General features: G+C 63.0%; 23 protein-coding genes. 9 read left to right on the top strand and 14 right to left on the bottom strand.

The genetic code is table 11. From position 1 onward, the window contains the following. Window positions 1–13 precede the first annotated feature (13 nt). On the bottom strand, window positions 14–694 hold the full coding sequence (yrfG, locus tag SM130_RS20280; RefSeq protein ID WP_102826463.1) for a GMP/IMP nucleotidase: 681 nt from the start codon (window positions 692–694) through the stop codon (window positions 14–16). 118 nt (window positions 695–812) lie between these two features. Between yrfG and nudE the strand changes: the two genes are divergently transcribed. Beyond that, window positions 813–1,379, top strand: coding sequence for an ADP compounds hydrolase NudE (gene nudE / locus SM130_RS20275; protein WP_102826462.1), 567 nt, complete (start codon window positions 813–815; stop codon window positions 1,377–1,379). Beyond that, complete coding sequence (gene cysQ, locus SM130_RS20270; protein WP_102826461.1) at window positions 1,376–2,194, top strand: 3'(2'),5'-bisphosphate nucleotidase CysQ; 819 nt, start codon at window positions 1,376–1,378, stop codon at window positions 2,192–2,194. The genes nudE and cysQ overlap by 4 nt, the downstream gene beginning before the upstream one ends. A gap of 72 nt (window positions 2,195–2,266) precedes the next feature. Here cysQ and SM130_RS20265 read toward each other — a convergent pair whose 3' ends face one another. Further along, window positions 2,267–2,719, bottom strand: a complete 453-nt coding sequence (locus SM130_RS20265) for a thioesterase domain-containing protein (protein WP_102826460.1) — start codon at window positions 2,717–2,719, stop codon at window positions 2,267–2,269. 185 nt (window positions 2,720–2,904) lie between these two features. Further along, window positions 2,905–3,306 carry a YkgJ family cysteine cluster protein gene (locus SM130_RS20260; RefSeq protein ID WP_102826459.1) on the bottom strand — a complete coding sequence of 134 codons (402 nt, stop codon included), beginning with the start codon at window positions 3,304–3,306 and terminating at the stop codon, window positions 2,905–2,907. A gap of 202 nt (window positions 3,307–3,508) precedes the next feature. On the opposite strand from SM130_RS20260, the gene SM130_RS20255 reads away from it, so the two are divergent. The 5 genes from SM130_RS20255 to SM130_RS20235 all read left to right on the top strand — a co-directional run bounded on the left by SM130_RS20255 (window position 3,509) and on the right by SM130_RS20235 (window position 8,649). Beyond that, complete coding sequence (locus tag SM130_RS20255; protein WP_102826458.1) at window positions 3,509–5,959, top strand: glycogen/starch/alpha-glucan phosphorylase; 2,451 nt, start codon at window positions 3,509–3,511, stop codon at window positions 5,957–5,959. 179 nt (window positions 5,960–6,138) lie between these two features. After that, a complete protein-coding gene (locus tag SM130_RS20250) occupies window positions 6,139–7,149 on the top strand; it encodes a class 1 fructose-bisphosphatase (RefSeq protein ID WP_102826457.1) in 1,011 nt (336 codons plus the stop codon). Window positions 7,150–7,152: 3 nt separating this feature from the next. Beyond that, a complete protein-coding gene (locus SM130_RS20245) occupies window positions 7,153–7,755 on the top strand; it encodes a DUF924 family protein (protein ID WP_102826456.1) in 603 nt (200 codons plus the stop codon). Between the two features lie 78 nt (window positions 7,756–7,833). Further along, window positions 7,834–8,088: an outer membrane protein assembly factor BamE domain-containing protein gene (gene bamE / locus SM130_RS20240; protein WP_102826455.1), complete on the top strand. Its 255-nt coding sequence runs from the start codon at window positions 7,834–7,836 to the stop codon at window positions 8,086–8,088. Between the two features lie 27 nt (window positions 8,089–8,115). Next, the gene (locus tag SM130_RS20235) at window positions 8,116–8,649 is read left to right on the top strand and encodes a lipocalin family protein (protein WP_102826454.1); all 534 of its coding nucleotides are present in this window, start codon (window positions 8,116–8,118) and stop codon (window positions 8,647–8,649) included. Window positions 8,650–8,676: 27 nt separating this feature from the next. Here the strand turns inward: SM130_RS20235 and SM130_RS20230 are convergent, their stop codons facing one another. Next, complete coding sequence (locus SM130_RS20230) at window positions 8,677–9,102, bottom strand: hypothetical protein (protein ID WP_102826453.1); 426 nt, start codon at window positions 9,100–9,102, stop codon at window positions 8,677–8,679. Window positions 9,103–9,180: 78 nt separating this feature from the next. Here SM130_RS20230 and pip point away from each other — a divergent pair, with 78 nt between their 5' ends. Both pip and dtd read left to right on the top strand, forming a co-directional pair. Beyond that, entirely contained in the window at window positions 9,181–10,155 is a 975-nt protein-coding gene (pip, locus tag SM130_RS20225) for a prolyl aminopeptidase (RefSeq protein WP_102826452.1), read from the top strand. After that, window positions 10,152–10,589 (top strand): D-aminoacyl-tRNA deacylase, encoded by a 438-nt coding sequence (dtd, locus tag SM130_RS20220; protein WP_102826451.1) that lies wholly within the window; start codon window positions 10,152–10,154, stop codon window positions 10,587–10,589. Before pip ends, dtd begins: the two co-directional genes overlap by 4 nt. An 8-nt stretch (window positions 10,590–10,597) precedes the next feature. On the opposite strand, the gene SM130_RS20215 is transcribed toward dtd, so the two are convergent. From SM130_RS20215 to ubiE, 10 genes are all read right to left on the bottom strand, one after another. Continuing rightward, window positions 10,598–11,017, bottom strand: coding sequence for a UPF0158 family protein (locus SM130_RS20215; protein WP_102826450.1), 420 nt, complete (start codon window positions 11,015–11,017; stop codon window positions 10,598–10,600). Window positions 11,018–11,191: 174 nt separating this feature from the next. Continuing rightward, window positions 11,192–11,899, bottom strand: coding sequence for a 16S rRNA (uracil(1498)-N(3))-methyltransferase (locus tag SM130_RS20210; RefSeq protein ID WP_102826449.1), 708 nt, complete (start codon window positions 11,897–11,899; stop codon window positions 11,192–11,194). Next, window positions 11,896–12,699, bottom strand: a complete 804-nt coding sequence (tatC, locus tag SM130_RS20205; protein ID WP_102826448.1) for a twin-arginine translocase subunit TatC — start codon at window positions 12,697–12,699, stop codon at window positions 11,896–11,898. The genes SM130_RS20210 and tatC overlap by 4 nt, the downstream gene beginning before the upstream one ends. Continuing rightward, entirely contained in the window at window positions 12,696–13,130 is a 435-nt protein-coding gene (gene tatB, locus SM130_RS20200) for a Sec-independent protein translocase protein TatB (RefSeq protein WP_102826447.1), read from the bottom strand. Before tatB ends, tatC begins: the two co-directional genes overlap by 4 nt. A gap of 66 nt (window positions 13,131–13,196) precedes the next feature. Further along, window positions 13,197–13,427 carry a twin-arginine translocase TatA/TatE family subunit gene (gene tatA, locus SM130_RS20195; RefSeq protein WP_102826446.1) on the bottom strand — a complete coding sequence of 77 codons (231 nt, stop codon included), beginning with the start codon at window positions 13,425–13,427 and terminating at the stop codon, window positions 13,197–13,199. Window positions 13,428–13,447: 20 nt separating this feature from the next. Continuing rightward, a complete protein-coding gene (locus SM130_RS20190) occupies window positions 13,448–13,780 on the bottom strand; it encodes a phosphoribosyl-ATP diphosphatase (RefSeq protein WP_102826445.1) in 333 nt (110 codons plus the stop codon). Next, window positions 13,773–14,171 (bottom strand): phosphoribosyl-AMP cyclohydrolase, encoded by a 399-nt coding sequence (hisI, locus tag SM130_RS20185; protein ID WP_102826444.1) that lies wholly within the window; start codon window positions 14,169–14,171, stop codon window positions 13,773–13,775. The genes SM130_RS20190 and hisI overlap by 8 nt, the downstream gene beginning before the upstream one ends. A gap of 46 nt (window positions 14,172–14,217) precedes the next feature. After that, window positions 14,218–15,828: a ubiquinone biosynthesis regulatory protein kinase UbiB gene (gene ubiB, locus SM130_RS20180; RefSeq protein ID WP_102826443.1), complete on the bottom strand. Its 1,611-nt coding sequence runs from the start codon at window positions 15,826–15,828 to the stop codon at window positions 14,218–14,220. Beyond that, window positions 15,825–16,448, bottom strand: coding sequence for a ubiquinone biosynthesis accessory factor UbiJ (locus SM130_RS20175; RefSeq protein ID WP_102826442.1), 624 nt, complete (start codon window positions 16,446–16,448; stop codon window positions 15,825–15,827). The genes ubiB and SM130_RS20175 overlap by 4 nt, the downstream gene beginning before the upstream one ends. Then, the gene (gene ubiE, locus SM130_RS20170) at window positions 16,448–17,218 is read right to left on the bottom strand and encodes a bifunctional demethylmenaquinone methyltransferase/2-methoxy-6-polyprenyl-1,4-benzoquinol methylase UbiE (protein WP_102826441.1); all 771 of its coding nucleotides are present in this window, start codon (window positions 17,216–17,218) and stop codon (window positions 16,448–16,450) included. Before ubiE ends, SM130_RS20175 begins: the two co-directional genes overlap by 1 nt. Window positions 17,219–17,226: the final 8 nt, after the last annotated feature.

The raw sequence follows: 17,226 nt of genomic DNA, 5'->3' as shown, positions 1-17,226 counted from the left end.
GCAGCGCCAACCGTCATGCTTGATTGCCGCGCAGGTCACTGATCAGGTCGAGGTAGTCGCCGACCGCGGCGAATTCCTCGGTGTCCTTCGGAGCGCGTCGGCTATCGGGCTCACGCACGGCGAGCAAATGGGCAATGCCGAAGGCCCGCGCGCTGCGAAGGATCGGCAGGCTGTCGTCGATGAACAGCGCCTTTGCCGGGTCGAATTGCAGTTCCTGACGCAGTGCGTACCAGAATTGCGGTTCTTCCTTGGGGTAACCATAGTCGTGGGAGCTGATCAGTCGATCGAACCAGGGGGCCAGCTCGATCTTTTCGAGCTTGAGCGACAGCGAGTCGCGGTGAGCATTGGTAATCAGCACCACACGTTTGCCGGCTTGGCGCAACGCCGCAAGGAACTCGTCGGCAGAGGGACGCAGCGCGATCAGTTCGGCGATCTCTCGCTTCATCTCGCGAATCGGCAGGTTCAGCTCGCGGGTCCAGTAATCCAGGCAATACCAGGTCAGCTTGCCGACGTGTTCGTTGAACAGCGGCGCGAGTTCCAGTTCGGCCATGGCGCGGCTGATGCCGTGCAATTCGGCGTAGCGTTGCGGTAGCAGCTCGAGCCAGAAGTGGTTGTCGAAGTGTAGGTCCAGCAGCGTGCCGTCCATGTCGAGCAGGACGGTATCGATGTCGGTCCAGGGCAGGTTGGCAGTCATTGGCGGGCTCGGGTCGACGGTAGATGAGGAGGAGGCTGCAGTCAGCTGGTCGCAAAGCACTCGCGGCCAGCGCAATAAGCCGGGTTATGATAGCCGCTCGCGTTTCCAGGAGTTTCCCATGCGCCAGAAACCCACTGTGCTAGCCCGTGAGATCGTCGCCAGCAGCCGGCTGTTCCGTGTCGAGGAGCTGCAGCTGCGCTTTTCCAATGGGGTCGAGCGCACCTACGAACGCCTGGTCGGCAAGGGCAGCGGCTATGGCGCAGTGATGATCGTAGCGCTTGCCGACGCGGAGAACGCGTTGTTGGTCGAAGAGTATTGCGGTGGCACCGACAGTTACGAGCTGTCCCTGCCCAAGGGGCTGATCGAGCCTGGCGAGGACGTGCTCGAGGCCGCCAATCGCGAACTCAAGGAGGAGGCTGGCTTCGGCGCGCGCCGTCTGGAGCTGCTTACCGAACTGTCATTGTCGCCGGGCTACATGAGCCAGAAGATCCAGGTCGTGCTGGCCCGAGATCTGTATCCCGAGCAGCTGCCTGGCGACGAGCCCGAGCCGATGCGCGTGGAGCAGGTGAGCCTGCATGAGCTGTCGAGCCTGATTCAGCACCCGCAATTCAGCGAGGGTCGCGCGCTGGCCGCGCTTTATCTGGCCAAGGATCTGTTGACTCAGCGTGGAGAGTTCGGCCGATGAGTCATCCCTACCTTCCCGCGGTGATCGATCTGGTGCGTCAAGCCGGTACGGCGATCCTGCCGCACTGGCGCAGCGAGCTGGTGGTGCAGACCAAGACCGATGAATCGCCGGTGACGGTTGCCGACATGGCGGCCCACCACGTATTGCTGGACGGGCTTAAAGCGTTAGATGCCAGCATTCCGGTGCTCTCGGAAGAGGATTGCGATTTATCACTTGCCGAGCGGGCCAGCTGGACCCGCTGGTGGCTGGTCGATCCGCTGGATGGCACCAAGGAGTTCATCGCTGGTAGCGAGGAGTTCACCGTCAACGTCGCGCTGATCGAAGAGGGCAAGGTGCTTTTCGGCGTGGTCGGCATCCCGGCATCCGGGCGCTGCTACTACGGTGGTGAGGACTTCGGCGCCTGGCGCAGCGAGGCGTCGGGTACCGCGCAGCCTTTGCGTGTGCGCCAGCACCCCGATGACACCTTCACCGTGGTCGCCAGCCGGCGCCACAGCAGCTCGGCACAGGAACAGTTGCTGAGCCGTCTGGGCGAGCGATTCGGCGATCTTGCATTGGTCAACGTGGGCAGCTCGCTGAAGCTGTGTCTGCTGGCCGAAGGCGCTGCGGATTGCTATCCCCGCCTGGCACCGACTTCGCAGTGGGATACCGCGGCGGCGCAAGGTGTTCTGGAGGGAGCCGGTGGTGAGGTGCTGGACATCAGCGGTGCTGCGCTGCGCTACGAGGCGCGCGAGACGTACTTGAATCCATCATTCCTGGCGCTGCCCAAAGGCGTCGAGTGGCGCGAATGGTTGATTGAGCTGGCCAGTCGCGGATGAGCCCGGCGGGGCTGCCCCGCATCGGGCCTTCCGCCCAGAACGATTCGCCGCAGCTGCGGCGGTGTGTCTTGTCTATTTGTGCAGTACGAATTGGCCGGTGAAGCGCACCGCATCACGACCGTCGGCTGCCAGGATGCGGCTCTTCAGCTCCAGACGTGAGCGTCCGCGGCGGCGATAGATGGATTCGAAGCGCTCCCAGGCCTCGGCACTCGGCGCCGAGCAGATGGCCATCGCATCGTCTACCACCGGCAGCGGATATTCGATCTGCCCCTCGTGAATAACGATATGGCCGTCTTCAATGCCCGCCTCGCGCAGCCGCAGGTGCAACCAGCCCCAGCCTGCCAGCACTGACGCGCAATACAGACTGCCGCCGAACATGCTGCTCTTGTGATTGATGTTCGGCTGCAGGGGTACCTGCAGGCGCAACTCGTGGTTTTCCCACTGCTCAACGCGCAGCCCTAGCGAGCGGGTCAGCGGGATGTCGTGGTGGAGGATGGCTTCCAGGTAGCGGCTATCGCGGCTCATGCCGGGTAGGTTCCTAAACGTTGCGAAGATACAAACAGACGCCAAGCATGACTCTTGAGTCACGGTTTGGCCAGTCCGTTCACAGTATCTGTCACGGCACGAAGATCAGGCTTGTTGCGCGCTTGCTGGCGCTGTTCCGCATCGGTGCTGGCGCGTCTCGCGGCGATGTCGGATGGTGCGTCGCTTCAGCCGGCGGCCTTGCTGCGATAAGCGCAATATCCAGGGCGCGGCCCGATGTGCGGGTGGTTGCGGCAGGTATCCGGACGCTTGGCATAGACCGTGCAGAGCCTGGTCTTGCGGTCCAGATAAAGGCAGTCGCCATTGGTCAGCCGCGTCAGCGTGAAGATCCCGTGCTTGTGATTGAAGTGCTCGACGATGCCCGCCTTGCTCAGGCGCTTGGCGACGTTCTTCGCCGGCTCGTCGCGCTCGAAGGCGTCGACCACTTCCAGGCGGATCAGGTCGTCGATGCGCACCTCCACTGGCAGGGTGCAGCACGTCGCGTGGCAGTCGCGGCACAGGCCGGCGCTGTAGCGCGCCCAGGTTTCCAGGCGTTCCGGGTCGGCGGAGGCAATCAGTCTTGTCTTCACGAGCAGTCTTCAGTGCGTTCGGGCGGGCGGATCATAGCGAGTCGCTCGCGGAATGCCAGTGCCTTGCGCGGCAGCGACCGGACGGGCGGTAGCGCAGATGTAAAGGAAACCTGCAAACCTTTTCAGGAACGTTGAACAGAGATGAACGGGCGCGGCTGCCGCGAGTCCTCTCTTGTGTGTCTTCGCTAATCGAGGTCTGTCCATGACGCAGGAAACAGCCATTGCCACCGCCGAAGAAGTTGCCGCTTTCCGTGAGCGGGTGTTGCGCAAGCTCACCTATTCGGTGGGCAAGGACCCGGAAAACGCCTCCGATTACGACTGGTTCCATGCGGTAGCCCTGGCCACCCGTGATAGCACCATCGACCGCTGGATGGATTGCACGCGCGAGGCCTATACCGGCGGACAGAAGCGGGTCTACTACCTCTCGCTGGAATTTCTCATCGGCCGACTTCTGGTCGACAGCCTGAGCAACCTGGGCTTGTTCGATGTTGCCCGCGAAGCGCTGGCCGGGCTCGATGTGGATATCGATCGCATTCGCCTGCTGGAGCCTGACGCGGCACTGGGTAACGGCGGCCTCGGGCGGCTCGCCGCCTGCTTCATGGAGAGCATGGCCACCCTTGGCGTGGTCTCGCATGGCTACGGCATTCGCTACGATCACGGCTTGTTCCGCCAGGCCATCGTCGACGGCTGGCAGCACGAGCAGACCGAAACCTGGCTGGATTTCGGCAACCCCTGGGAGTTCGAGCGCTCAGAGGTCAAGTACCTGATCGGCTTCGGTGGCAGCGTCACGGCGGAGACCAACGAAAAGGGTGAGACCCAGCATTTCTGGCACTGGGCCGAAGGCGTGCGGGCGATCGCCTACGACACCCCCATCGTCGGTTGGCGTGGTGCCGGCGTGAACACCCTGCGTCTTTGGCGTGCACGCCCCGAGGCGGATTTCCACCTGGCGCGCTTCAATGCTGGCGACCACATCGGTGCTGCGGCGGAAGAAGCGCGCGCCGAGAGCATTTCACGCGTGCTTTATCCGGCCGACAGTACCGAGGCCGGCCAGGAGCTGCGCCTGCGGCAGGAATACTTCTTTGTTGCTGCCTCTTTGCAGGACCTGCTGCGGCGCCATATCAAGCAGCGCGGTTCGCTGGACAGCCTGCCTGATTACACGGCGATCCAGCTCAACGACACCCATCCGGCCATTGCGGTGGCCGAGTTGATGCGGTTGCTGGTCGACGTGCACAGCTACGAATGGCAGCACGCCTGGCGGCTGACCACGGCGACGCTGTCGTACACCAACCACACGCTGTTGCCCGAGGCGCTGGAAACCTGGCCGGTGGGGCTGATGGAGCGTTTGCTGCCGCGCCACATGCAAATCATCTACCTGATCAATGCCCATCACCTCGACTGCCTGCGCGAACGCGGCATTTACGATGCCGAGCTGCTGCGCTCGGTATCGCTGATCGAGGAGGGCCACGGCAGACGGGTGCGCATGGGCAACCTGGCGTTCCTCGGTTCGCACAGCACCAATGGTGTTTCCGGGTTGCACACCCAGCTGATGCGTAAAACGGTGTTCACCGATCTGCACGGTCTGTATCCGCAGCGGATCAACAGCAAGACCAATGGCATCACCTTCCGCCGCTGGCTCTATCAGGCCAACCCGCAGCTCACCCAGCTACTGGTAGAGCATCTCGGCGAAGAGGTGCTCGACGAGCCGGAAACCCGCTTGCGCGAGCTGGAACCCTATGCCGATCAGGCGCAGTTCCGCCAGCGCTTCACCGAGCAGCGGCTGGCCAGCAAGCGCCACCTGGCCAACGTGATCCAGGATCGGCTGGGCATCAGCGTCGACCCGACGGCGCTGTTCGATGTGCACGTCAAACGCATCCACGAGTACAAGCGCCAGCTGCTCAATCTGCTGCACACCGTTGCGTTGTATCAGGCTATTCGCTCCGACCCGGGCGGCAACTGGGTACCGCGGGTGAAGATCTTCGCCGGTAAGGCAGCGGCGAGCTATCACCAGGCCAAGCTGATCATCAAACTGACCAATGACATCGCCAATACCATCAATGCCGACCCCACCGTGCGCGGCTTGCTCAAGGTGGTGTTCCTTCCCAACTACAACGTCAGCCTGGCCGAGGACATCATTCCGGCGGCCGATCTATCCGAGCAGATTTCCACCGCAGGGTTGGAAGCTTCCGGTACCAGCAACATGAAGTTCGCCCTCAACGGCGCGCTGACGATCGGCACCCTGGATGGCGCCAACGTTGAGATGAGTGAGCAGATTGGCCTGGATCATATGTTCATCTTCGGTCTTACCGCGCAGCAGGTGAACGCGAAGAAGCAGGCCAATGAATACAACGCCGAGGCGATCATCGGCGCCTCGCCACGACTCGCTGAAGTGCTTTCGGCAATTCGCGGTGGTGCGTTTTGCTCAGGCGATCCGGGCCGGTATGTCGGGCTGGTAGATGGCATCAGCTGGCACGACACCTTCATGGTCTGCGCCGATTTCGAGGCGTACTGGCAGGCGCAGCTGGACGTTGAGGAGTGCTGGCGCGACCCCGACCGCTGGTGGCGCTCTTCGGTGCTGAACACGGCCCGTACTGGCTGGTTCTCCTCGGACCGTACCATTCGCGAATACGCGCGCGAAATCTGGAAAGTGATGTGACAGCAAGCGCGCCGGGGGCAGGCCCCTGGCGTGCGGCCACACTGCAAGCATTGCCGCGGTACTGGCAATATGGCCGTCGCTTCGCTGAACTCTGCGGGGGGCGGGCCTGTCTGAGGGGAGTTAGTTTTCCTACGGCCTGCTAAACTGCGCGGGTTTATCCTTCCTCTGGAGTCATTTCCATGTCACGCGTAACCCTCAGTCGCTACCTCATCGAGCAGACTCGCAGCAATAACACCCCGGCTGATCTGCGTTTTCTCATCGAGGTCGTGGCACGAGCGTGCAAGGAAATCAGCCATGCGGTCTCCAAGGGCGCCCTCGGCGGCGTACTCGGCAGTGCCGACAGCGAGAACATCCAGGGCGAAGTGCAGAAGAAGCTCGACGTGCTGTCCAACGAAATTCTGCTGGAGGCCAACGAGTGGGGCGGCCACCTGGCCGGCATGGCCTCCGAGGAAATGGACAACGCCTACCAGATTCCCGGCAAATACCCGAAGGGTGCCTACCTGCTGGTTTTCGACCCACTGGACGGCTCCAGCAACATCGACGTCAACGTCTCGGTCGGCACCATCTTCTCGGTGCTGCGCTGCCCGGACGCAAGTTTCAGCCAGAACGACGCGCTCGGCGAGGAAGCCTTCCTGCAGCCAGGCTCCAAGCAGGTCGCTGCCGGTTACGCCATCTACGGCCCGCAGACCATGCTGATTCTGACCCTCGGTCATGGCGTGATGGGCTTCACCCTGGACCGCGAGCTGGGCAGCTTCGTGCTCACCCACGAGAACCTCAGCGTTCCGCAGACCACTGCCGAATTCGCCATCAACATGTCCAACCAGCGCCACTGGGAAGATCCGGTGCAGCGCTATGTCGGCGAGCTGCTGGCCGGCAAGGACGGCCCGCTGGGCAAGAACTACAACATGCGCTGGATCGCCTCCATGGTTGCCGATGTGCACCGCATCCTGACCCGTGGCGGAATGTTCATGTACCCGCGCGACAACCGTGATCCTTCGATGGCCGGCAAGCTGCGCCTGATGTACGAAGCCAATCCGATGGCGATGATCGTCGAGCAGGCCGGCGGCGCCGCTACCAACGGCACGCAGCGCATCCTGGAGATCCAGCCCGAGTCGCTGCACCAGCGAGTGCCGGTGTTCCTTGGCTCGAAGGAAGAAGTCGAACGCGTCACCGGTTACCACCAGGGCTGATCGATGCAAGCGCCCTGGCAGGAGTTGCTTGGTTGGTGGTTCGGCCAGGGCGCCAGTGCGACCGAGATCGCTGCCGAAAAGCAGCGACTCTGGTTCGGTTACCGTGCAGAGCAGGACGATGAGGCGCGCGAACGCTTCGGCGAGCTGGTCGAACAGGCGCTCAACGGTGAGCTTCAGGACTGGGCGGAGCTGCCCGAGGGTTGGCTGGCGCTGATACTGTTGCTCGATCAGCTACCACGCATGATCCATCGGCATACGCCACGAGCATATGCCGGCGACGAGCGCGCGCAACAGCTGGCTCGCGACGGCCTGGCGCACGGCGGCGACATGCTGCTGGCGCCGATTCAGCGGGTGTTCATCTACCTGGTGCTGGAGCACGCGGAAAACCTGGCGGTGCAGGACCTGGCCGTCGCGCACTTCAGTGCGCTGCGTGATATCGCCGATGAGCAGGAACAGCCTCTGTTCATCGACTTCCTCGACTATGCCGAACGCCATCGCGAGGTGATCTCGCGCTTTGGCCGCTTCCCGCATCGCAACGTGATTCTCGGTCGTGAATCCAGCGACACCGAGCAGTTATTTCTGGAACAGCCGGGCTCGTCCTTCTGAGTGCGGCTGCTATTCGGGCAACGCCCTGCGGCACCTTCCCGCTGGGCATTGAACCTTAGAACAAGCAAGGAGCTCGATATGCCATTGCGTACCCCATTGTTGATTGCCTGCGCCTTATTGCTGGCTGCCTGCAGCCCCGTCACCCAGGAGAACTTCGCCAAGCTCAAGCCCGGCATGGAGCGGGTGGAAGTCGAAAAGCTACTCGGCAAGCCCTCCGAATGCGCGGGTGCGCTGGGAATGTCCAGTTGTACCTGGGGTGAGAAGAACCGCTTCATCAGCGTCCAGTTCGCCGGAGACCAGGTAATGATGTTTTCCGGCAAGGGCCTGAAGTAGCCACTAAACGTAGCTCTGGAGAGTCCCATGCGTGCAAGTGTTGCCCTGCTGTGCCTGATGCTGTTGAGCGGATGCGTAGGTGGTGGCCGCGAGCAGCCTCCCGAAACGGTGGGCGAAGTGGATCTTCAGCGTTATCAGGGGACCTGGTACGAGCTGGCGCGCTTGCCGATGTTCTTTCAGCGCGACTGCGCACGCTCCGAAGCGCACTACCAGCTGCAGCCTGACGGCAGCGTGGCGGTGACTAACCGCTGCGAAACGGAAGACGGTGAATGGCAGGAAGCCAAAGGCAAAGCGGTGCCGCAGGAAGCCGGAAGTAGCGATCGGCTCTGGGTGCGTTTCGATAACTGGTTCAGCCGCCTCTTTCCCGATCTGACCAAGGGCCACTACTGGGTGCTATATCTGGATGAGGGCTATAGCACGGCGCTGGTCGGCAGCCCCGATCGCAAGTATCTCTGGCTGCTGGCGCGCGATACCGAAGTCGATCAGGCGACCCGCGCGCGGCTGCTTACCGAGGCCGAGCGGCGTGGTTACGACACCAGCGAACTGCTCTGGCGGCAGTGATCGTCCGGCCTGTCAGTTTCATTTTGGTCAGTCCCATTCCAGGCGTGCCAGCCGCCATTCGCCTTTGTCCTGGCGCCACTCAAGCTTGACCTGATAGTGCCCCGCCTGCTGCGGCAGCAGCGCCTCGGCGCCAGTCAGCGCCACCTGTGCCTCGGTATGACCGCGATCCGGATAGGTTGGGTCGACCCAGCTTCGCTGACTAAGGGCAATTACCCGGACATTGCGATGGCGCAGGAACATCAGTGTTGCGGTGCGTCTGGCCCACTCGCGATCAAATTGGCGTTGAGCCTGGAAGTCGGGATGTAAAAGCTCCATCAACTCCCTTGCCTGCTTGTTCTCCAGGCTCGCCTGCAAACGCTCCGCTGCTTGCTGCAATGCGGCTTCCGGGCTGTCTCGACCGCAACCGGCTAGCGCCAGCAGTATCGCCAGCGCCGCTATTTTCCATGCTGACATGCTCAACTCCGTTAACCTCGTTATGATGCCGCTAACGTCATGGGGGCCGGCCGGCCCGCCGCAGATCAGGAGTGTGCCATGCAGACCTTGTATCCGGAGATCAAACCCTACGCCCGGCATGAGCTGGCGGTGGAAAAACCGCACGTGCTCTACGTCGACGAGAGTGGATCGCCGGACGGACTGCCCGTGTTGTTCGTTCACGGCGGCCCTGGTGGTGGCTGTGATGCCATGAGCCGGCGTTTCTTCGATCCGAGCCTTTACCGCATCATCACGTTCGATCAGCGCGGCTGTGGCCGCTCGACACCGCATGCCAGCCTGGAGAACAACACCACGGCGCATCTGATCGCCGACATGCAGCGTATCCGTGAGCATCTGGGCATCGACAAATGGGTGCTGTTCGGCGGCTCCTGGGGCTCTACGCTGTCCCTAGCCTACGCCCAGGCTTATCCCGAACACGTGCACGCATTGATCCTGCGCGGGATCTTTCTCTGCCGCCCGCAAGACCTTGCCTGGTTCTACCAGGAAGGCGCCAGCCGACTCTTTCCCGACTACTGGCAGGACTTTCTCGCGCCGATTCCACCGGAAGAACGTGACGATCTGATGCAGGCCTTCTACCGGCGCCTCACCGGAACCGACCAGATCGCCCAGATGCATGCCGCCAAGGCCTGGTCCTGCTGGGAAGGGCGTACCGCGACGCTGCGGCCCAATAGTCACGTAGTCGAACGTTTTTCCGATACCCACCGGGCGCTATCGATGGCCCGCATCGAATGCCATTACTTCGTCAACCAGGCGTTTCTCGAGCCGGATCAGCTGTTGCGCGACATGCCGAAGATCGCCCATCTGCCGGGCATCATCGTGCATGGCCGTTATGATGCGATCTGTCCGCTGGACAACGCTTGGGCGCTGCATCAGGCGTGGCCGAACAGTGAGTTGCAGATCATCCGCGATGCTGGGCATTCCGCAGCTGAACAGGGCATTACCGATGCCCTGGTGCGTGCGGCCGGCGAGATTGCCCACCGCCTGCTGGATTTGCCGCCAGCGGATGCCGAATGAAGGGTTTGATCCAGCGCGTGCGTCAGGCACGCGTCGAGGTCGCGGGCGAGGTGGTCAGCGCCATCGATCAGGGGCTGCTGGTGCTCGTGGGTGTCGAGCGCGACGACGACCATGCGCGGGCTGACAAGCTGCTGCACAAGTTGCTCAATTACCGTGTCTTCAGCGACGACCAGAGCAAGATGAATCGCTCGCTGAAAGATATCGGCGGCGGTCTGTTACTGGTGTCGCAGTTCACCCTGGCGGCCGATACCCGCAGCGGCCTGCGGCCGAGTTTCTCGAGTGCGGCGCCGCCCGCGCAGGGCGAAGCGCTCTACGACTACCTGCTGAAACAGGCGCGAGAGCAGCACCACCAGGTCGCATGCGGGCGTTTTGGTGCCGACATGCAGGTGCATCTGATCAACGACGGTCCGGTGACCTTTCTTCTTGAGAGCTGAGTTGCACGTCAGTGGCGCACCGGCTCCAGGTCGTTATCGCGCAACCATGTGATCGCATATTCGCGCAGCTGCACGGTCTGGTAGCCCAGCCAGGCCTCCCTGACTTCGGGGAAGTCCTCCAGCTTGAAGTCGAATGTTCGCAGCGGCTTGCGGCCTTTGAGTGCATTGCTCAGCACAGCGTGGGCGATGGGGTCGTGCTGGGTGAACAGGAAGGCTTCACGCATGGTGATCGATTGCGCTAGTTCCAGCGGCTCGATGTGCAGATAGCGATCCTGCTGTACGTCGTATTTCTCCATGACGCCGGGGGCTGGCTCGCTTGGAAACACGGCACGGATCTCGCCGTTTTCCAGATCCAGGTAGTATTCGGCGCTGTCGCGTCCATCCAGAGCGTACTCAAGACGGTGCATGTCGATGGTCAATGGTCGCATGGCAAGAACGGCTCTTTATTGGATTAGGGCATATGTCGGGTTGCCGTGCGGTCGCACGGAAACATGAGCAGTCTTAGCCTCTGACTCCCTTGCACCGGGTGGGTGCGTTACGTTCATCGGGGCGCGACCGGCAGGCCGGCGAATGGACCGCAGTCGCTGCGTTGGCTGCGGGCCTCAGAACAGCCTGGCCAGCAGGGCGCTGACCGCGGTCTCGACGCGCAGGATGCGCTCGCCCAGCTGCACCGGCTGCAGGCCCGTGGCGGCGAGCTTGTCCACCTCGTACGGAATCCAGCCACCCTCCGGCCCGATCGCCAGGGTAACTGGCTCGGTGACCGCACGGGGGCAGTCGGGATAGGCACCTGGATGACCGACCAGCCCGAGGGTGCCAGTGGCGAGTTGCGGCAGGCGATCCTCGACGAAGGGCTTGAAGCGCTTCTCGATGACGACGTCTGGCAGCACGGTGTCGCGGGCCTGTTCCAGCCCCAGAATCAGCTGTTCACGGATGGCGGCAGGTTCGAGGAAGGGCGTCTGCCAGAAGCTCTTCTCCACCCGATAGCTGTTCAGCAGCACCAGCCGCGGCACGCCCATGGTCGCGACGGTCTGCAGCACGCGGCGCAGCATTTTCGGTCGTGGTAGCGCCAACAGCAGAGTCACTGGCAGCTTGGTGGGTGGCGGTTGGTCGAAGCTGACCTGCAATTCCGCCTCGCCGGCATCCAGGCGTAGCAGTCGGCCGTTGCCCATGTCGCCACCGACCAGGCCGACCCTGAGGCTTTCGCCGACCTCGGCGCGATGCACCTGTTGCAGGTGCGTCAGGCGGCGATCACGCAACAGGACGCGGTCGTCGGCGACAAAGTCCGCCCGTTCGAGCAGCAGCAGGTTCACGGGCGTGGGGCGCGGGGCTGATCACCGGTTTCCGGCGCTTCGTCCTCGGCATCGCCGCGGAAGTGCTGGTCGCGTTTCTTGACCAGGCTGCCGCAGATCACGCCGGCCTCGAACAGCAGCCACATTGGCACTGCCAGCAGCGCCTGGGAAAAGACGTCCGGCGGGGTCAGCACCATGCCGACGGCGAAGCAGCCGACGATCACGTATGGGCGGCTCTTGCGCAGGGTGGCGACATCGACAATGCCGACCCAGATCAGCAGGAACGTTGCCACCGGGATCTCGAACGCCACGCCGAAGGCGAAGAACAGCGTGAGTACGAAGTCCAGGTACTGGCCGATGTCGGTCATCATCGCCACGCCTTCCGGTGTGACGCTGGCGAAGAAGCCGAACATGATCGGGAACACCACGAAGTAGGCGAAGGCCATGCCGGCATAGAACAGGAAGATGCTCGATATCAGCAGCGGTACGGCGATGCGCTTTTCGTGCTTGTACAGGCCGGGCGCGATAAAGCCCCAGATCTGGTGCAGGATGACTGGCATCGACAGGAACAGCGCAACCATCAACGTCAGCTTGAACGGCGTCAGGAACGGCGAGGCCACGCCGGTGGCGATCATCGTCGCGCCTTCAGGCAGGTAGGCGCGTAGCGGTGCAGCGACCAGTGCGTAAATCTGCTGCGAGAAGTAGAACAGTCCGCCGAACAGCAGGGCGATGGCCACGACACAACGCAGCAGGCGTTTGCGCAGCTCGGTCAGATGCGCGACCAGCGGCATTTCCTGGTCGTCGATGGAAGGCTGGCTCATGGTTCGGGTGATCTGTCCGGGCGAGGAGTGGGGGCGGGTTCTGCGGCAGAGGCAGGCGGTTGCGCAGCCGGCGCTTCCGGGCTGCTCGTGTCGGGCGCGCTGCTGCCAGCGCTGGCGTCGGCGACCTCTGCTGCGTTGCCGGTAACTGGTGGCGGTGTGGCGGTGGTCGAGTGGCTGGACGCTGCCGGCGGCATGATGCTCTGCTTCATCTCTCGCTCGAGGTCGAGGATGCGCTCGTTATGCAGTTGCCGGCGGATCTCGTCCGCGCCGATCTCGCGCTCCACCTCGGCCTTGATATTGTTGAAGCTGCGTTTCAGCCTGCCGACCCACAAGCCGGCGGTCCGCACTGCGCCCGGCAAGCGTTCAGGGCCGAGCACCATCAGCGCCACCAGGCCGACCAGTAGCAGTTCGGTGAAACCGATATCGAACATCAGGACGTGCTCACATCAATAGAGAGAGCGGCCGCGCAGAACTGCACGGCCACATCGAACCGGGGACTAGTCTTTCTTGGTCGGTTCTTCGACCTTGCGCGCCTGCGCATCGATGGTGTGGTTCTGCTTGTCCTCGACGCCGGGCTTTTCCTCGTCGGTGCCCATGGACTTGCGGAAGCCCTTGATCGCATCACCGAGATCGGAGCCCAGGCCCTTGAGGCGCTTGGTGCCGAACAACATGACGACGATGAGCAGGATGATCAGGAGTTGCCAGATGCTAATGCCGCCAAAACCCATGGTGATATCTCCGATGTGAATCAGGTTTGCGGACGCGCGGCTTTTTCCGCGTGTCCGGAGAGGCCGAAGCGCCGATCCAGTTCATCCAGCACGGCCTGCGGGTGCTGGCCGAGGGCGGCGAGCATGACCATGCTGTGGAACCATAGATCAGCGGTTTCGTAGATCAGGTCGCTGGCGTCGCCACTTGTGGCTGCGTCCTTGGCGGCGAGGATGGTTTCCACCGATTCCTCACCGAGCTTCTCGAGAATCTTGTTCAGGCCCTTGTGGTACAGGCTGGCGACGTAGGAGCTGTCCGGCGCCGCACCCTTGCGGGCCTCCAGCACTTCGGCCAGGCGGGTAAGGGTGTCACTCATGCTTGTGCTCCGCATAGATGGCGTGCGGGTCCTTGAGAACCGGCTCGACGACTTTCCAGCTGCCATTCTCGAAGACACGGTAGAAGCAGCTTTCCCGGCCAGTATGGCAGGCGATGCCGCCGATCTGTTCGACCATCAGGATGATCACGTCGGCATCGCAGTCCAGGCGCAGCTCATGCAGCTTCTGCACATGGCCGGACTCCTCGCCCTTGCGCCACAGCTTGCCACGTGAACGTGACCAATAGATGGCGCGCCCTTCCTGCGTGGTCAGCGCCAGCGCTTCGCGATTCATCCAGGCCATCATCAGCACCCGACCGGTTTTGTGATCCTGGGCAATCGCCGGGACCATGCCGTCGGCATTCCAGTTGATTTCGTCCAGCCAGTTCATCAGGTTCTCCGCTCAATGGGCCAAGTGTGCCAGCCCGCACCAGCGATGGCTATCGGCGCACCACGATGAAGATACCGGCTACCAGCATGACCCAGGCCGGCCAGGCGGCGATTGCCGCAAGACTCTCGGCACTGGCCGCCAGCGTAGCGCCGCTGCCCAGCAGCACCGCGCCGACCAGGCGCAGCGGCCAACCTTGATGGCGCTCGCGCCACGGCGGTGGCGGGTTGTTCGCATGGGGGTGCGACATGCGCTCGAGCAGTTCGCGAGTCATGTGTGCCAGGTGCGGCAGTTGCTCGATCTGCGCGTGCACGTTCTTGATCAGCTGCTTGGGACTCATGCGCTCGCGCATCCAGCGCTCGAGATAGGGCTGGCCGGTGCTCCAGAGGTCGAGATCGGGGTACAGCTCGCGGCCGAGGCCTTCGATGTTGAGCAGGGTCTTCTGCAGCAGCACCAGTTGCGGTTGCACTTCCATGTTGAAGCGCCGTGCGACCTGGAACAGGCGAACCAGCAGCTGGCCGAAGGAAATGTCCTTCAGCGGTTTTTCGAAGATCGGTTCACAAACGGTACGGATCGCCGCCTCGAATTCATTGACCTTGGTTTCCGCCGGCACCCAGCCCGAATCGATGTGCAGCTGCGCGACCTTGCGGTAGTCGCGCTTGAAGAAGGCCATCAGGTTGCGCGCCAGGTAATCCTGGTCCTCGGGTGTCAGGCTGCCGACGATGCCGAAGTCGACCGCGATGTATTGCGGGCTCCAGGGCTGATGGGTGCTGACGAAGATGTTGCCGGGGTGCATGTCGGCATGGAAGAAGCTGTCGCGAAACACCTGGGTAAAGAAGATTTCCACGCCGCGCTCGGCCAGCTGACGCATGTCGGTATTCTGCCGCGCCAGCCCGGCCATGTCGGTCACGGGGACGCCATAGATGCGCTCCATCACCAGTACTTGCGGACGGCAGTAGTCCCAGTAGACCTGCGGCACGTAAAGCAGCGCCGAGCCTTCGAAGTTGCGCTTGAGCTGACTGGCGTTGGCGGCCTCGCGCAGCAGGTCGAGTTCGTCGTAGATGGTCTTGGCGTAATCGTCGACCACTTCCACCAGGTGCAACCGACGGGCATCGATGGAGATGCGCTCGGCGGTATTGGCGAGCATGAACAGCCATGCCAGGTCCTGGCCGATGATCGGCCGGAGATTCGGGCGGACCACCTTGACCACCACTTCCTCACCGGAGCGCAGCTTGGCCGCGTGCACCTGCGCCACCGAAGCGGAGGCCAGCGGCTTGCTGTCGAAGCGGGCGAAGATCTCGCCGACCGGTGCGCCCAGCTGGCGCTCTATCAGCGCCGTGGCGACGGCTGAATCGAAAGGCGGCACACGGTCCTGCAGCATCGCCAGCTCTTCGGCGATATCCGGTGGCAACAGGTCACGACGGGTGGAGAGGATCTGGCCGAACTTGATGAAGATCGGGCCCAGGCCCTCCATTGCCAGGCGCAGCCGTGCGCCTCGGGATAGCTCGCTATGGCGCCGCGGAATCCAGCGCCAGGGCAGCACATAGCTGGTCGCGCGCAGCCACCAGGGCATCGGCAGGTCGAGGATGATGTCATCGAGGCGGTAGCGGATCACCACCAGCAGGATGCGAAACAGGCGGCGTGCGGCGGCGAACAGCTTCATTCGGGGCGATCTGGATTCAGGTTGAGGGCGAGGCGCTCGATGCGGGCTTCGAGTCGGTCGAGCGTAAGTTTCATATCATCCAGCTCGTCGAAGCGGGCCTGGGCTTCGGCCTGACCGACCAGTGCGCGGGATTCTTCGCTGAGGTAGTCGGCCAGGTCCTGGCGCAGTGAGTCGGCACTTTCGCGTACCCATTCAACGGGATTGCGCAGACTGGAGCCGAGCAGTTGTGCGCCGACGGGGCCGAGCCAGCGGGAGACTTCGTACTCCCAGTCCAACTCCAGGTCCTGCAGCACTTCGGCCAGGTTCATCAGCAGGCCGCTGTCGCCGTCGATCTCGACCGCTGGGCCATGCAGCACGGCGGTCTTGTTGCGGCTCACGGCCAGGCGCAGCAGGCTGCTCGCTGGCGCGCGCAGTCGGCAGTCGGCATCCGCGCCCCAGTTGCTGGCCAGGCGCAGGCCCTCGTCGTCGGCGAGGATGAACAGGCGCCAGGCCGGCGCCGTGCAGTCGATCTCGATGATCCGGCCGCTCAGGCGTGCCAGCCGCGGCAGGGCCGTGGGGTCCAGGCGCAGGACGCGATTGATGCCACGCTCGGCACCGGCCAGCAGGGCAGCGCGCAGCATCAGGGCTTGATACCGCGGTGCAGGGCGACGATACCGCCGGTCATGTTGTGATAGCTGACGCGCTCGAAGCCGGCGGTTTCCATCATCCCCTTGAGCGTTTCCTGATCCGGATGCATGCGGATGGACTCGGCCAGGTAGCGATAGCTCTCGGCGTCGTTGGTGATCAGCTTGCCCATCATTGGTAACAGGCTGAACGAATAGGCGTCGTAGGCCTTGGAGAACAGCTGGTTGGTTGGCTTGGAGAACTCCAGCACCAGCAGGCGGCCGCCCGGCTTGAGCACGCGCAGCATGGAGGCGATGGCCTCTTCCTTGTGGGTGACGTTGCGCAGGCCAAAGGCAATGGTGACGACATCGAAGTGATTGTCCGGGAAGGGCAGCTTCTCGGCATCGGCCTGGACGAACTTGACGTTGCCGGCCACGCCCTTGTCCAGCAGCTTGTCGCGGCCGACCTTGAGCATCGATGCGTTGATATCGGCCAGTACCACCTCGCCGGTGGGGCCGACGATGCGCGAGAACTGGCGCGTCAAGTCACCGGTGCCGCCAGCGATATCCAGCACGCGATTACCATGGCGGGCGCCGGACAACTCGATGGTGAAGCGCTTCCACAGCCGATGCACGCCGCCGGACATCAGGTCGTTCATCAGGTCGTACTTGGCGGCCACGGAGTGGAACACCTCGGCCACCTTCTCCGCCTTCTGGCTTTCCGGCACGTTCTTGTAGCCGAAATGGGTGGTCGGTTCTGCGTCATGCGCTTTGCGAGGGTCGGTCATGTCACTTT

The organism is Stutzerimonas stutzeri, assembly GCF_038561965.1.
GTDB classification, from domain to species: domain Bacteria; phylum Pseudomonadota; class Gammaproteobacteria; order Pseudomonadales; family Pseudomonadaceae; genus Stutzerimonas; species Stutzerimonas stutzeri_AA.
This window is presented reverse-complemented; position numbering and strand designations above follow the sequence as displayed.